The following is a 13,867-nucleotide window of genomic DNA, read 5'->3' on the forward strand; positions in this document are numbered from 1 at the left end:
GGGGCGCGCGCCCGGCGGCCGCCCCCCCGGCCTGGGGGCCCCCCCCCCCCCACCCCCCCCCCCCCCCCCCCGGGGGGGCCCCCCCCCCCCCGGGGGGGGCCCCACCGCACCTCCCTGGAGCCCCATGCGCAAGCGCACCCTCCTCCTGACCACCGCCCTGACGACGACCCTGCTCACCCTCCCGACGACCCCGGCCTCCGCCACGCCTTCGGGCCTCTCGGGGGACTTCAACGGGGACGGGTACCGCGATCTGGCGATCGGGGACCGTGGCGCCACCGTCGCCGGGGCGAAGAAGGCCGGCGCCGTCGTCGTACTCCTCGGAGACGCGAACGGCCTCGACCCCGCCCGGCGCGTGATCGTCTCGCAGAACAGCCCCGGGATTCCCGGGACGGCGGAAGCGGGCGACGCGTTCGGGACGGACATCGTCACGAAGGACATGAACAAGGACGGTTACGCCGACCTCGTCGTCACGGCCCCCAGCGAGAACGACGGCGACTACACGGGCACGGTCACCGTGCTGTGGGGCTCCGCCTCCGGGCTGACCCGCGGCAGCGCGTACAAGAACCCCAAGTACAAGGACAAGGGGTTCGCCAAGGACATCGCGGTAGGCGACTTCAACGCGGACGGCCGCCAGGACCTCGTCGCCGTCGACGACGACAACATCTGGTACCTGCGAGGCCCGTTCACCACGTCCGGCTCCCGCGGCAGCGCCACGAACTTCGACCCCACAGACGGCGAGAACATCTCCCCCGACCGGGTCGTCGCGGGCAAGATCACCAAGGACGGCACCGTCGACTTCGCGGTCCTGGGCGACGACTGGGACACCGACAGCAACCGCGTCTGGTTCTACAAGGGCGGCAGCGGCGGCCCCACGAAGACGAAGAAGGTGAGCCTGCCCGCGTCCGCGTCCCTGACGGAGGCCAGTGTCACCATCGCGGACTACGACAAGAACGGGTACGGAGACCTCACGCTGGGCAGCCCCCGTACCAGCCCGGGCGGGGCGGTCTACGTCCTCCCCGGCACCTCGACCGGCCCCAGCTCCTCCGCCAGAACCATCACCCAGTCCACGTCAGGGGTGCCCGGCGCCCGCGAGTTCGGTGACAGGTTCGGAAGCGACGTGTCGGCCGCCGACGCCGACGGGGACGGCTACCCGGACCTCGCCGTGGGCGTCAGCGGCGAGATGATCGGCGACGGCCCGTTCTACGCCGGCGGCCTCACGCTGCTGCGCGGCGGCTCGTCCGGCCTCACCGGCAAGAACGCCCGCTGGTACGACTACGGGACGCCCGGCATCGAGGGCGAGACCACCGACGACGGCGGGCTCGGCGACTCCGTCCAGCTCACGGACGTCACCCACGACGGCCGCCCCGAACTGGTCGCGTCGGCCCCGAACGCCGACTTCCCCGACGGGACGCTGGGCCGCGTCTTCGTGCTTCCCGGCACCTCGTCCGGCCCGACCGGAACGGGCTCGCTGTCCCTCACCCCGGCCACGCTCGGGGACACCTCCATCAAGTACCTCTGGGGCGCGCTGAGCGACTGACCCGCGACCGCGACAGAGCCCGACTCCCGAAATCCCGAAAGGACCCCCACCAGTGCGCCTGCGCACCACCACCGCCCTCGCCGCCCTCGTCGCGGCGGGCCTCACCCCGCTCACCCTGGCCTCCTCCCCTGCCTCCGCGGCACCGGCCAAGTACGGCGACGACTTCAACGGTGACGGCTTCCGCGACCTCGCCGTCACGGCGCCGTACGCCACCGCCGCGTCCGCCGATCAGGCCGGTGCCGTGGTCGTCAGTTACGGCTCGGCGAACGGCGTGACCTCGGCCAGATCCACCGTCATTTCGCAGAGTTCCGCAGGAGTGCCCGGCGCGTCCGAAGCCGGTGACCTCTTCGGATCCGCCGTCGCGGCAGGCGACTTCAACAGCGACGGCTACGGAGACCTCGCCGTGGGCGCCTCCGGAGAGGACACGAGCGCCGGGGTGGGCACAGGAGAGGACACGGGAGCCGTCACCGTCCTGTGGGGAAGCAGTGCCGGCCTCTCGGGCGGCACCGCGCTCGAACTCCCGCCGGTGAACTACCCGCACGGGTACGGCGTTTCTCTCGCCTCCGGAGACTTCAACGGCGACGGCCGCGACGACCTGGCCATGGGCTCGATGTCGTATCACGGCATCTTCATCTACGACGGCGGGACGGAGAAGGGAAGCAGCACCCTCGGCGGGCGCCACGGCTTCGCGGCGACCTCGCTGTCCAAGAACAGCTACATCGAATCCCTGGCCGCCGGCGACATCGACCACGACGGCACCGACGACCTGGTGGTCGGCGGCAACAACAACGAGACCGAGGACTTCTTCAAGCAGTCCGTGTATCTCGCGCCAGGAACCACCCGGCACACCTACGCGGGAGACGTCTCCCACGGAGACACCGCCGCGGTCGGTGACGTCGACGGCGACGGATACGCCGACATCGTGACCGGTCACAAGTCGGAGCCGAGGTCCATCTTCGCCGGGACCACACTCGGCGGGAATGTCACACTCACCTACGGCTCGGCGAGCGGTCCCGACACCTCACGCCCGCCGGTGACCATCACCCAGGACACAGCCGGTGTGCCGGGTGCCTCCGAAGCGAACGACCAGTTCGGCGCGTCGGTGACGCTTGGCGACATCACCGGGGACAAGTACGCCGACCTCGTCGTCGGCGCCCCGCAGGAGAGCGTCGGCGCGGCTGAGTACACGGGCTCCGTGACCGTGATCCCCGGCGGCCCGTCCGGCCTGTCCACGGCCACGTCGTACACGTACCACCAGGACACCGCGGGCGTCCCCGGCGCGGCCGAGAGAAACGACAACTTCGGCTCGTCCGTCGCTCTGCGCGACACCAACGCCGACGGTCGGGCGGACCTGGCCGTCGGCGCCTCCGGCGAGAACAACTACACCGGCGCGATGTGGTCCCTGAAGGCGAACTCGTCCCGCCTGACGACGACCGGAGCGACCAGCTTCAGCGCCACGACGGTCGGCCTGCGCACCACGGGTGTGGCGAACGAGCCGGAGTTCGGCACGGGCATCGGCTGACCGGCCCGGACCCTCGCGACCGCTGGGAAACCCCTGAGAAGGCCCTGAGAAGGCTCTGAGGAGCCCCCTAGGGGATGTCACAGCTCGGCCGCAAAGCCGGGCCCGATCCACCGGGCCCGGCACGTCACTCAGCGGGACCAGGTACGTTCGATTACGTGGCTGGATTCAGGATCGGACGCGGCCGCGACAACCGCGCCCCGCAATCGCAACCGTACGGACAGCGTGCCCCCGAGGGGCAGCCCCCGTACGGCTACCCTCCCGCGCCCCCGAACGGGCAACCTCGGCAGCAGCACCAGTACGGCGGACAGCAGCAGCAACCGCAGCCGCCGTACGGGCAGCGCCAGCAGCAGTGGCCCCAGTCGGGGGGCCACGGGGAGCCGGAGTACTTCGGCGACCCGCGCAACCCCCAGGGCCCAGGTCAGGGCCAGGGCTACGACCCGTACGCGGCGAACAACCCGGGTCACACGCAGGCGTTCTCGATCGACGAGGACGCGTACTCGCAGGGCGGCATGTACCGGGCGGGCTCGGCCCCGGCCCCGGTGGGCCCGCGCCTGCACTGGAAGGAACTCCTGTCCGGGACGGTCTTCCGCCCCAGCCAGACGTACCTCCAGATGCGGGACCACGCGATGTGGGCCCCGGCCCTGATCGTGACGTTCCTCTACGGCCTGCTCGCGATCTTCGGCTTCGACTCGGCGCGCTCGGACGTGATCAATGCCACGTTCTCGTCGGCGGTCCCGTACACGCTGACCACCGCCGTCGCGATCACGATCAGCCTCTTCATCCTGGGCGTGGTCACGCACACGCTGGCCCGCCAGCTCGGCGGCGACGGAGCGTGGCAGCCCACGGTCGGCCTCGCCATGCTGATCACGGCGATCACGGACGCGCCGCGCCTGGTCGTCGCCATGTTCATGGGCGGCGACGCCCCGTTCGTCCAGATCATCGGCTGGGCGACGTGGGCGGTGGCGGGCTTCCTGTTCACACTCATGGTGAGCAAGTCCCACGACCTCCCGTGGCCGAAGGCGCTGGCCGCGTCGGCGATCCAGCTGATCGCACTGCTGTCGATCATCAAGCTGGGCACGTTCTAGAAGGATCTGCGCGCGTAAGCGCGTACGTGAGTGGGGCCCGGCACATCGTGTGCCGGGCCCCACTCACGTACGTACTACGTGCTGCTCAGGCGTCGAGAACCTGCCCCGACCGACTGACCACGGGCGGCTCAACGCTCCACGGGAAGTTGATCCAGTCATCGGTCCGCTTCCACACGTACTCGCACTTCACGAGGGAGTGCGACTTCTCGTAGATCACGGCGGAGCGGACCTCGGCGACCGTCTCGAGGCAGAACTCGTGGACGAGCTTCAGGGTCTTCCCGGTGTCGGCGACGTCATCGGTGATGAGCACCTTCTTGTCCGAGAAGTCGATCGCGTTGGGCACGGGCGCGAGCATGACGGGCATCTCGAGCGTCGTGCCGACGCCGGTGTAGAACTCCACGTTGACCAGGTGGATGTTCTTGCAGTCGAGGGCGTACGCGAGCCCGCCGGCCACGAAGACGCCACCGCGCGCGATGGAGAGCACGATGTCCGGCTCGTAGCCGTCGTCGGCGATCGTCTGCGCCAGCTCGCGCACGGCGGTGCCGAACTTCTCGTACGTAAGGTTCTCGCGTACGTCACTCATGCTGCTTCTCACACCTGCGTTCGATGGAAATTGAGGAAGGAACGGGATGCCGTGGGGCCGCGCTGGCCCTGGTAGCGGGACCCGTAGCGCTCGCTCCCGTAGGGGAACTCGGCGGGCGAGCTCAGCCGGAACATGCACAGCTGGCCGATCTTCATGCCCGGCCACAGCTTGATCGGCAGCGTCGCGAGGTTCGACAGCTCCAGCGTGACGTGCCCGGAGAACCCGGGGTCGATGAAGCCGGCGGTGGAATGCGTGACGAGCCCGAGCCGCCCGAGCGAGCTCTTGCCCTCCAGGCGCGACGCGATGTCGTCGGGCAGGGAGATGACCTCGTACGTGGAGGCGAGCACGAACTCGCCGGGGTGCAGGATGAAGGGCTCGTCACCCTCCGGCTCCACCATCCGCGTCAGATCGGCCTGCTCCACGGCGGGGTCGATGTGCGGGTAGCGGTGGTTCTCGAACACCCGGAAGTAGCGGTCGAGCCGCACGTCGATGCTCGAGGGCTGCACCATGGATTCGTCGTACGGATCGATGCGGACCCGTCCGGCGTCGATCTCGGCCCGGATGTCCTTGTCTGAGAGAAGCACGTAGCGAGGATACGCAGAGCGCGCGGGCCCGCCACAACCCGGCCATTCCACCGCGCTGCGGCGCACCCGCGCGCCGGATAATTCCCCTACGAACAGCGACAGCGCCGCTGCGAGCCGCTACGAACCGCCTACCGCTTCTCGAACTCCACGGGGACGGCGTTCCTCAGCCGCGCACACCGCGGACATCGGATCAGCCGGCCGGGACCGAGCCGGTCGGCCTGCTGCATCGGGAACGAAGCGGTACTGAACACGTGCCCCTCGGCACAACGGACGACGGTGCGCTCCATCGAGTCCCAGAGTCCCTTCCCCACGAGCCACTACGCCATTTCTGGCTGACAACGAGCGCCACATTACGGGACGAAAGGGGCGCCGCTCCACGCGGCACTCCGACACCGAAGGACCCTCGAAGAAGGCCCCACCGTACGCCCCAACTCCCTTCACCCGCAGTCACATCCACACGGCACAACGCATCCGGACCCCGCGGCGAAAACACCGGGGGCCTGCCATGGGGTACAGTGAGCGACGTTACGACTCCGGCCCTCACCGGCGTCTTACGCGGGTGTAGTTTAGTGGTAGAACATCAGCTTCCCAAGCTGAGAGTGCGAGTTCGATTCTCGTCACCCGCTCCATAGTTGAGGCCCAGGTCAGCGACCTGGGCCTTGTTTGTTGTCCGGGCCTTGTTTGTTGTCCGGGCCTGTTCAGCTGTCTTCAGCTGTCGCGGACCACATGCGCGCCATTGCGACCGCCGGGCGCTGTCGGGCGGCTCGTCCTTGTGGTGCTTCGCACGCCGACCGCGCACCATCTAACGCCGACGGCGGCGTCGGAGAGGCTGCGGCCGGGCCGCCGCCTCGAGAGGCGCGAGGACCTTAAGGAGCCGTCGATAGGCGTCCGGGTCCCGCTCGAAGTCCGTCCCGGCTGCGAGGGCGGCCCGGTCGGTGTCCTGTCCCCGGAGCAGGTCGACCGATGCCTGCGCGAACCGCTCCCACAGGCCGTGCCGTTCGGCGTCGGCCAGCAGCCGGCGCAGCTCGGTGACCGCCGCCTCGGCGTCGGCGCGGGCGGCCGGGCCGGCCTGAAGCCTGTTCCGCAGCCCGGCGGCGGGGGCCGCCTCACTGAGCAGCGGGCGCAGCCGGTTCGCGAGGTCCCGGGCGTCCGCCGCCGTCCTGTGCGCCTGCGGCCCGGCCTCCCGCAGAACCCAAAGGGAGCGGACCAGTTCGGGGTCAGGTGCCGCGTCGAGCGACCCGTGGCGCCCGGCGTCCCGCACCGCGCCCACCGCCCGCGCGTAGTCCTCGGCTGCCCACCCGGCAGCCTCGGCCAGCCGGGTCGCGCGACGTACGAGCCGCGCCTCCACGCCGAGGACCCGGGGGAGGGCGCGGAGGTTGCCGCCGACCAGCCCGATCAGGATGAGCGGCACCCCCAGCAGCAGGAGGGTGTCCGAGGTGGTGAAGTCCTCTTCCGAGAAGGCTTCGAAATCGTCCAGGTCACCCCGGTTCGGCCCTTCCGTGAACATGAACCCGGACTCCCAGCCGTAGCCCCGGTCGTCCGGGTAGTTCGGCGCCTTGAGGTCGTCGCTCCGGCCGGCGTCGCAGTGGTACGGCCCCTCCCGCGTCTTCTTCTCGTACGGGTCGCTCCACCGGACCCGGCAGGTGCCGTCAGCTTTCTCGTCGACCACCGCCAAGTCGATCTGGCGCGTCGCGGGCAGCTCCGGATCCGACTCGATCGCGTACAGCCCCGCCGAACACGCGAAGAGCAGGAAACCGGCCGTCAGAACCCAGCGGAAGAAAGGTATGTGCCTCATGTCGTCATCCCCCACCGTCAGCCTCGCACGGCGCATACAGGTGAGCCAGAGACTGGCTCCGGCAGCGTGTTCGCCGCCGTCCCTGCCCGGGTCCGGCAGGAAACCGCGTCCGGTCCGCCTCACTGACCCTGTCCGGCCTACGGGACCTGGCCGTCCCTTACGCCGACCACTCCGACTTTCGCGAACAGTGGCTGCCGCACCACATGCGCACCGGACAGGGCAGGGAACATCGGCGTCGGCTCAAGACGCGTTCGGCGGCAGTTCAGGGGCCGTGGTTGACCGGTCCTGCGCCTCGTTCACGTGACGGTGCGTGGCCTGCCCCGGTACGGCGGGGGCGCTGGTGTGGGGCCGGGGGTGTCGGCGGCGTCGGTCTCGTACCGGCCAGAGCAGGACGTATGCGGTGGAGGCGATGACGAAGGCCAGGCGGATCAGACCGCGGGCCGCGTCACCGGGAACGACGAAGACCGCGCCGTACAGGGTGGTCAGGCCGATCCAGCTCCACCAGGGCACCAGGCGCCGCTGTCCGATCACATCCCACAGCAGTGTGCCCAGCAGCACGGAGGCCGTGTAGTACGTGTAGACGCTGGGGTCCAGGGCGATCCGGGCATTGGCGCCGAGCAGGACGACGGCGGGCCAACGGCCTCGCCAGACCGCGACGCAACCCAGCGCAAGGCCTATCGCGGCCTGCGCGGGCCGGTCCCAGGGGGGAGTTCGCGGATCGTCGACGCCGAGCCAGTGCAGCGCGGACGCGGGCTGGTTGGGGATGGTGAACTTGGCGGCGGTCAACGACTGCGGGTCGCTGAGCAGAAACGGCAGCCAGGCGAGCGCGACCAGAGCCGCGCACCACAGCCCCGCGCGCAGCCACTGCCGCCTCGGCAGTGCGAGCAGCAGCGGCAGGAAGGCCAGTGCGGTCGGTTTGGAGTCCATGGCCAGGGCCAGGAACGCGCCCGTCGCAGCGGGGTTGCCGAGGGTGAGAGCACGTACGGCAAGGGTTGTGAAGAAGAGTGCCAGCACGTCGTCCAGGTGGCCGAAACGAACGGCGACCTCGATCCACATCGGGATGAAGGCCAGGCCCGCGATCAGCACCCGCTGCCGCAGCCGCTGGTGATTGGTGCCCGTGCCCAGGAGATGCCAGGCGGCGCTGCGTCCGACCACCACCAGGATCAGCAGCCCCAGCAGGGACATCACACCGGCGGCCAGGAACTGCCCGACGTGCTCGGGAAAAGGGTTGAACAGGCCCGCCGTCAGGAAGCTGACGGGCCCCATCTGGAGTTCGGGGTGGTGGGCGTACAGATTCAGACCGCCATCTGGGCTGCCCGAGCCCGCGTAGAGCAACTCCCCACCCGTACGCAGGTAATGCCAGGAGAACCCCCCGTGCCGCTCCACCACGGCGAACCAGAGGATTGTCCAGGCAGTGAGCAGCACCAGGTGCATCCGCTGGCTGATGGCTGACACGCTCTCTCGCTTTCGGATCTTGCCGCCTCGCTCGGTTCCCCCACGTCATGCGCCCCTCCTAGAGATGACAGGAAGGCAGGGCAGGTTCTCAGCCGGAGGTAAAGGGCAGGTTGTCAGCCGGAAGTAAGAAGCAAACGCCTGGTCTGCTGAGCCGGACAGGCTGCGGATTCTCGGGGGCCTATCTTGGCCGTCATGCAGTCATACACAATCGGGCAGGCCGCGCGGCTTCTCGGCGTGAGTCCGGATACCGCGCGCAGGTGGGCGGATGCCGGGCGGGTGGCCACCCATCGCGATGAGGGCGGCCGGCGGCTCATCGACGGGAAGGACCTTGCCGCCTTCTCCGTTGAGCTCGCGAAGAGCGGGGGTGGTGAGGAAGACGCCTCCCACACCTCCGTACGCAACGCCTTTCCCGGCATCGTCACCGCGATCAAGCTGGGCGACGTCGCCGCCCAGGTCGAGATCCAGGCCGGGCCGCACCGGCTTGTGTCGCTCCTCACCCGCGAGGCCGTGGAGGAGCTGGGGCTCGAGGTCGGCGTCGAGGCGACCGCCCGGGTGAAGTCGACGAACGTGCACATCGATCGCGTGTGACCTGCATGACAGGGCGGTGTCCGCCATGGACACCACCCGCGGCTCCGGCCCGCGCGGCGTCAGTTCCACCCTCCGTATCCGCCGTCCACCATGATCGCCTCGATGCCGCTGATGTACCGGGCGCCGCAGCGGTCCTGCGGGAGGACCAGCTGGGAGCCGGCGCGGTCCAGCGGGGTGGCGTCGAGGGTGGCCGCGAGGAGGACCGGGGCGCGGCCGAAGTCGGGGTCGATCTCCGCCCAGGACAGCAGTACGTGGTGACCGTCGGCTCCGCGCACCGCGATCAGGAAGCGCAGGCGGTCCTTGCGGCGGGCGGGGTCGAAGGCCGGGCCCGCGTGCATCAGTACGTCGTGCAGGAGCGGGCCGGTGAAGGTGTGGTTCCGGACGCCGCTCGTGGCGCACTCGAAGGCCACCTCCGCCCGGTGCTGGGGCCAGGCGAGCAGGTCGGGGACGGTCAGCCGGGCCGGGCGTTCCAGATCGCCGGCGAGGACGAACTCCGCCGCGGGTCCGGCGGTCGTACGGGCAGCTGCGGGGGACTGACTCACGGCCACCACCTCCCCGAGGACCGTACCCGAAGTACTGTGCTGTACAAACGCACATGCCATGACCTTGGAGGCATCGTCCAGCTTGTGCGACTCGACAGGAGACTTTCTCCTTGCAGCTGCGGCATGATGATCGGCGGCCTACGGGGCATTCCGGGGCCGGGAAGTGATGAGTCCGTCAGGACCAGAGGGAGTGGACCCCGTGATGACCCGTTCCGTGCGCCGGACCCGTCGGATGCTGAAGGCGGCCGGCGCAGGTGCCGCCGCCCTGCTGGCCCTGAGCGCCTGCTCGTCCTCCGGCTCGGACTCCTCCGCGAAGTCGGACTCCGCCGCGTCGGCCTCCCCCTCGGGCAAGGCCTCCGCCTCCGGCAAGCTGTCCGGGAACGTGACCGTGTTCGCCGCAGCCTCCCTGAAGGAGAGCTTCGGGAAGCTGGGCAAGCAGTTCGAGCAGGCCCACCCGGGCACGAAGGTCACGTTCAGCTTCGGCGGCAGCGACGCGCTCGCCGCGAGCATCACCGGCGGTGCGCCGGCGGATGTGTTCGCCGCGGCCAGCCCGAAGACGATGAAGATCGTCACGGACGCGAAGGACAACGCCGCCGCGCCGGCCACGTTCGTACGCAACCAGCTGGAGATCGCGACGCTGCCGGGCAACCCCGGCAAGGTCAAGACCCTGAAGGACCTCACGAACCCGAAGCTGAAGGTCGTGCTGTGCGACAAGGCGGTGCCCTGCGGTGCCGCCGCGCAGAAGGCCCTGGACGCGAGCAAGCTGAAGCTGACGCCGGTCTCCTACGAACAGGACGTCAAGTCCGCGCTCAACAAGGTCGTGCTGAAGGAGGCCGACGCCGCGGTCGTCTACAAGACCGACGTCAAGGCGGCCGGCAGCAAGGTCGAGGGCGTGGAGTTCCCCGAGTCCGCCGACGCCATCAACGACTACCCGATCGCGCTGCTCAAGGACTCGAAGAACGCCGAGACCGCCAAGGCGTTCATCGCGCTGGTGCAGTCCGCCGAGGGGCAGAAGGTCCTGAACGAGGCCGGGTTCCTCAACCCGTGACCTCTCCGTCCATGGACAAGGCCGACGCCGCGGACACCCTCACCGGTGGCCCGCGGCGCCGCCGTGTCCTCGGTCGTCGCGAGGGCGCCGGGGGGCACGGGGGCCGCGCGGGGCGTGGGCCTCGCGAGGGCGCCGGGGGCCGTGCGGGGCGTGGGCCTCGCGGCGGCGCCGGGGGCCGTGCGGGGCGCGGGCCTCACGGCGGCGCCGGGGTGCGTACGGGGCGCGGGCCTCGCGGCGGCGCCCCGCTGCCGCTCCTCGTGCCCGCGGTGATCGGCCTGGCCTTCCTGGTGCTCCCGCTCGTCGCCCTGCTGATCCGCGCGCCCTGGCGGAACATGCCCGGCCTGCTGACCAGTACGGAGGTGTGGCAGGCGCTCCAGCTCTCCCTGGTCTGCGCCACGGCGGCGACCGCGCTGAGCCTGGTCATGGGTGTGCCGCTGGCCTGGCTGCTGGCCCGCGTCGAGTTCCCGGGGCGTGGGCTCGTACGTGCACTGGTGACGCTGCCGCTGGTACTGCCTCCGGTGGTCGGCGGTGTGGCGCTGCTGATGGCGCTCGGCCGCAACGGCGTCGTGGGGCACTGGCTGGACTCGTGGTTCGGGATCACGCTCCCGTTCACCACCACGGGAGTCGTGATCGCCGAGGCCTTCGTCGCGATGCCGTTCCTCGTGATCAGCGTGGAGGGGACGCTACGGGCCGCCGACCCGCGTTACGAGGAGGCCGCCATGACGCTGGGCGCCTCCCGTTTCACCGCGTTCCGCCGGGTCACGCTGCCGCTCATCGCGCCCGGGATCGCCGCCGGCGCGGTCCTTGCCTGGGCCCGCGCCCTCGGCGAATTCGGGGCGACCATCACGTTCGCCGGCAACTTCCCCGGCCGTACCCAGACCATGCCGCTCGCCGTGTACCTGGCGCTGCAGAGCGACCCGGAGGCCGCGATCGCCCTCAGCCTGGTGCTGCTCGCGGTGTCGATCGCCGTGCTGGCGGGGTTGCGGGACCGTTGGATGACCGCCTCATGACGGAGACGTACAACGTCCATGACGACACCGCCCTGGACGGACTCGACGCCCGCCTCGTGGTGGAGCGCGGCTCGTTCCGCCTCGACGTGAGCCTGCGCGCGGCACCCGGTGACGTGGTCGCCCTCCTGGGTCCGAACGGTGCAGGCAAGACGACCGCGCTGCGCGCCCTCGCCGGCCTCGTCCCGCTGTCCGACGGCCATCTGCGGCTCGACGGCGCGGAGTTGGACCGTACGCCGCCCGAGTCCCGCCCGGTCGGCGTGGTCTTCCAGGACTACCTGCTCTTCCCGCACCTCACCGCACTCGACAACGTGGCCTTCGGGCCGCGCTGTCACGGTGCCACCAAGGCGGAGGCCCGCGCGCAGGCCTCCGGGTGGCTGGACCGGATGGGCCTGGCCGAGCACGCGGGCGCGAAACCCCGTCGTCTGTCCGGCGGCCAGGCCCAGCGCGTCGCGCTCGCCCGCGCCCTCGCCACGCACCCTCGCCTGCTGCTCCTCGACGAGCCGCTCGCCGCCCTCGACGCCCGCACCCGGCTCGATGTCCGCGCCCAACTCCGGCACCATCTCGCCGACTTCGAGGCAGTCGCCGTACTCGTCACGCACGACCCGCTGGACGCCATGGTGCTGGCCGACCACCTCGTCGTCGTCGAGGACGGCCGTGTCGTCCAGGAGGGCACGCCCGCCGACATCGCGCGCCACCCGCGTACCGACTACATCGCCCACCTGGTCGGCCTCAACCTCTACCGGGGGCGGGCCGAGGGCCACGCCGTCCACCTCGACGACGGCCCCGCCGTCACCACCACCGAGGACCTCACCGGCCCGGTCTTCGTCGCCTTCCCGCCGAGCGCGGTCACGCTGCACGGCGACCGCCCCACGGGCGCCAGCGCCCGCAACCTCTGGCGGTGCGAGGTCACCGGCCTGGAGACCCACGGCGACCAGATCCGCGCCGCCCTCACCGGCGAACTGCCTCTGGCGGCCGACCTGACGACGGCAGCCGCGGCGGAACTCGGCCTCCACACCGGGGCCACGGTCTGGGCGACGGTGAAGGCGACCCAGACCCACGCGTATCCCGCCTGAGGGAACCCACCAACGAGTACGCCTGCTCTGCTTCTGCTTCTGCGAGGCACGGCGCGGCCAACGGCTCGCGGTTGCGACGGGGCTCGCACGAAGAACACCAACTCCGGACTACGGTGAGAAACAACGGCCAAAAAGCCGTATGTCGAACAAACCACCCACACCCTGCGAGGCGTACGACCATGAGCCTGAGCATCCGCAACCAGATCCCCGGAACCGTCACCTCCGTCACCCCGGGGGAGGCCATGGCGACGGTCAAGGTCCGGCTCGACGGCGGCCAGAACGTCACCGCCGCGATCACCGCGGACGCAGTCAAGGACCTGGGCCTCACGGAGGGCTCCGCCGTACGCGCCCTGGTCAAGGCCACGGAGGTCGCCCTGGCGACCGGCCCGGTGGACGGCCTGTCCATCCGCAACCGCCTGCCCGGCACCGTACGCGAGGTGTCGACCGGCGCCGCCATGGCCTCGGTACGGGTCTCGGTCGACGGCGGCGAACTGACCTCCGCGATCACCAAGGACGCGGCCACCGACCTGGCCCTCGCACCCGGCTCCGCCGTCACCGTGCTGTTCAAGTCGACCGAGGTTTCGCTGGCGACGGGTTGAGGCGGGCGCCCACCGGTGGCGGAGGGGGCGGCAGGCTGAAGGCCGCACAGTTCCCGGCTATGCGCGCCGGCACGCGCATCCGCTGTCTCGGTTGACTTCGCTGCCCTCAGCGGTGGGACGTCATCTCCGTCGGCCCCGTCGGCGGGGCCGGATGTCCAGCGCCGAGCCTTGTTTGCCGCTGGGCGCTGGACACCGGAGCCGTTCACATGCTCGAGCCTCCCGAAGCGGGACCGCTGAATATGCCAATCACGTATGCAATGCAAGTCAGCGCGAGCGGGAAGGCGGCGTGCACATACTTCACTGGAATTTGAACCTTTCGGTCTTTCATTTGGTGATGACCACCATGAGGGGCGCAGGCAAGGTTGAGCGCCAACCCGTGGCCACGACGCCCGTGATGCGGAATGATGACCATAGCGCTCTGCGGGGTCCCCGCGCACGCCGCGAGC

Annotated in this window: 13 protein-coding genes, 1 tRNA gene and 1 pseudogene; 10 read left to right on the forward strand and 5 right to left on the reverse strand. The window is 70.4% G+C overall.

Annotated features, from left to right (window positions below):
* Nucleotides 1-124 precede the first annotated feature (124 nt).
* The 3 genes from ABZ893_RS21025 to ABZ893_RS21035 all read left to right on the forward strand — a co-directional run bounded on the left by ABZ893_RS21025 (nucleotide 125) and on the right by ABZ893_RS21035 (nucleotide 4,144).
* Nucleotides 125-1,537: an FG-GAP-like repeat-containing protein gene (locus tag ABZ893_RS21025; RefSeq protein WP_361405821.1), complete on the forward strand. Its 1,413-nt coding sequence runs from the start codon at nucleotides 125-127 to the stop codon at nucleotides 1,535-1,537.
* A gap of 52 nt (nucleotides 1,538-1,589) precedes the next feature.
* A complete protein-coding gene (locus ABZ893_RS21030) occupies nucleotides 1,590-3,059 on the forward strand; it encodes an FG-GAP-like repeat-containing protein (RefSeq protein ID WP_361405824.1) in 1,470 nt (489 codons plus the stop codon).
* 74 nt (nucleotides 3,060-3,133) lie between these two features.
* Nucleotides 3,134-4,144, forward strand: a complete 1,011-nt coding sequence (locus tag ABZ893_RS21035; protein WP_361405827.1) for a Yip1 family protein — start codon at nucleotides 3,134-3,136, stop codon at nucleotides 4,142-4,144.
* Nucleotides 4,145-4,229: 85 nt separating this feature from the next.
* Here the strand turns inward: ABZ893_RS21035 and ABZ893_RS21040 are convergent, their stop codons facing one another.
* Both ABZ893_RS21040 and dcd read right to left on the reverse strand, forming a co-directional pair.
* A complete protein-coding gene (locus ABZ893_RS21040) occupies nucleotides 4,230-4,727 on the reverse strand; it encodes a phosphoribosyltransferase (RefSeq protein ID WP_361405830.1) in 498 nt (165 codons plus the stop codon).
* 8 nt (nucleotides 4,728-4,735) lie between these two features.
* The gene (dcd, locus tag ABZ893_RS21045; RefSeq protein WP_361405833.1) at nucleotides 4,736-5,311 is read right to left on the reverse strand and encodes a dCTP deaminase; all 576 of its coding nucleotides are present in this window, start codon (nucleotides 5,309-5,311) and stop codon (nucleotides 4,736-4,738) included.
* A gap of 555 nt (nucleotides 5,312-5,866) precedes the next feature.
* Here dcd and ABZ893_RS21050 point away from each other — a divergent pair.
* Nucleotides 5,867-5,940, forward strand: a tRNA-Gly gene (locus tag ABZ893_RS21050).
* Nucleotides 5,941-6,113: 173 nt separating this feature from the next.
* Here the strand turns inward: ABZ893_RS21050 and ABZ893_RS21055 are convergent.
* Nucleotides 6,114-7,106, reverse strand: coding sequence for a hypothetical protein (locus ABZ893_RS21055; protein WP_361405836.1), 993 nt, complete (start codon nucleotides 7,104-7,106; stop codon nucleotides 6,114-6,116).
* A gap of 113 nt (nucleotides 7,107-7,219) precedes the next feature.
* Between ABZ893_RS21055 and ABZ893_RS21060 the strand changes: the two are divergent.
* Nucleotides 7,220-7,291 (forward strand): annotated as a pseudogene (locus tag ABZ893_RS21060) (hypothetical protein); the annotation flags it as partial.
* Between the two features lie 55 nt (nucleotides 7,292-7,346).
* Here the strand turns inward: ABZ893_RS21060 and ABZ893_RS21065 are convergent.
* Complete coding sequence (locus ABZ893_RS21065) at nucleotides 7,347-8,540, reverse strand: hypothetical protein (protein WP_361406653.1); 1,194 nt, start codon at nucleotides 8,538-8,540, stop codon at nucleotides 7,347-7,349.
* Between the two features lie 213 nt (nucleotides 8,541-8,753).
* Between ABZ893_RS21065 and ABZ893_RS21070 the strand changes: the two genes are divergently transcribed.
* Complete coding sequence (locus tag ABZ893_RS21070) at nucleotides 8,754-9,149, forward strand: helix-turn-helix transcriptional regulator (RefSeq protein WP_361405839.1); 396 nt, start codon at nucleotides 8,754-8,756, stop codon at nucleotides 9,147-9,149.
* A gap of 59 nt (nucleotides 9,150-9,208) precedes the next feature.
* Here ABZ893_RS21070 and ABZ893_RS21075 read toward each other — a convergent pair whose 3' ends face one another.
* Nucleotides 9,209-9,691, reverse strand: a complete 483-nt coding sequence (locus ABZ893_RS21075) for a molybdopterin-dependent oxidoreductase (protein ID WP_361405842.1) — start codon at nucleotides 9,689-9,691, stop codon at nucleotides 9,209-9,211.
* 202 nt (nucleotides 9,692-9,893) lie between these two features.
* Between ABZ893_RS21075 and modA the strand changes: the two genes are divergently transcribed.
* The 4 genes from modA to ABZ893_RS21095 all read left to right on the forward strand — a co-directional run bounded on the left by modA (nucleotide 9,894) and on the right by ABZ893_RS21095 (nucleotide 13,421).
* The gene (gene modA, locus ABZ893_RS21080; protein WP_361405845.1) at nucleotides 9,894-10,739 is read left to right on the forward strand and encodes a molybdate ABC transporter substrate-binding protein; all 846 of its coding nucleotides are present in this window, start codon (nucleotides 9,894-9,896) and stop codon (nucleotides 10,737-10,739) included.
* 209 nt (nucleotides 10,740-10,948) lie between these two features.
* Entirely contained in the window at nucleotides 10,949-11,749 is an 801-nt protein-coding gene (modB, locus tag ABZ893_RS21085; protein WP_361405848.1) for a molybdate ABC transporter permease subunit, read from the forward strand.
* Nucleotides 11,746-12,822 (forward strand): ABC transporter ATP-binding protein, encoded by a 1,077-nt coding sequence (locus ABZ893_RS21090; RefSeq protein ID WP_361405851.1) that lies wholly within the window; start codon nucleotides 11,746-11,748, stop codon nucleotides 12,820-12,822. The genes modB and ABZ893_RS21090 overlap by 4 nt, the downstream gene beginning before the upstream one ends.
* A gap of 179 nt (nucleotides 12,823-13,001) precedes the next feature.
* Nucleotides 13,002-13,421, forward strand: coding sequence for a TOBE domain-containing protein (locus tag ABZ893_RS21095; RefSeq protein ID WP_361405854.1), 420 nt, complete (start codon nucleotides 13,002-13,004; stop codon nucleotides 13,419-13,421).
* The last annotated feature ends 446 nt before the right edge of the window (nucleotides 13,422-13,867 follow it).

The sequence above is a fragment of the Streptomyces sp. NPDC046821 genome (assembly GCF_040645335.1).
Classification (GTDB): domain Bacteria; phylum Actinomycetota; class Actinomycetes; order Streptomycetales; family Streptomycetaceae; genus Streptomyces.

Coding starts and splice junctions, on each gene's coding strand:
- ABZ893_RS21025 (WP_361405821.1), top strand. CDS start 125: ATGCGCAAGCGCACCCTCCTCCTGACCACCGCCCTGACGACGACCCTG.
- modA (WP_361405845.1), top strand. CDS start 9,894: ATGACCCGTTCCGTGCGCCGGACCCGTCGGATGCTGAAGGCGGCCGGC.
- ABZ893_RS21040 (WP_361405830.1), bottom strand. CDS start 4,727: ATGAGTGACGTACGCGAGAACCTTACGTACGAGAAGTTCGGCACCGCC.
- ABZ893_RS21090 (WP_361405851.1), top strand. CDS start 11,746: ATGACGGAGACGTACAACGTCCATGACGACACCGCCCTGGACGGACTC.
- ABZ893_RS21055 (WP_361405836.1), bottom strand. CDS start 7,106: ATGAGGCACATACCTTTCTTCCGCTGGGTTCTGACGGCCGGTTTCCTG.
- ABZ893_RS21065 (WP_361406653.1), bottom strand. CDS start 8,540: ATGCACCTGGTGCTGCTCACTGCCTGGACAATCCTCTGGTTCGCCGTG.
- ABZ893_RS21070 (WP_361405839.1), top strand. CDS start 8,754: ATGCAGTCATACACAATCGGGCAGGCCGCGCGGCTTCTCGGCGTGAGT.
- ABZ893_RS21035 (WP_361405827.1), top strand. CDS start 3,134: ATGTCACAGCTCGGCCGCAAAGCCGGGCCCGATCCACCGGGCCCGGCA.
- ABZ893_RS21095 (WP_361405854.1), top strand. CDS start 13,002: ATGAGCCTGAGCATCCGCAACCAGATCCCCGGAACCGTCACCTCCGTC.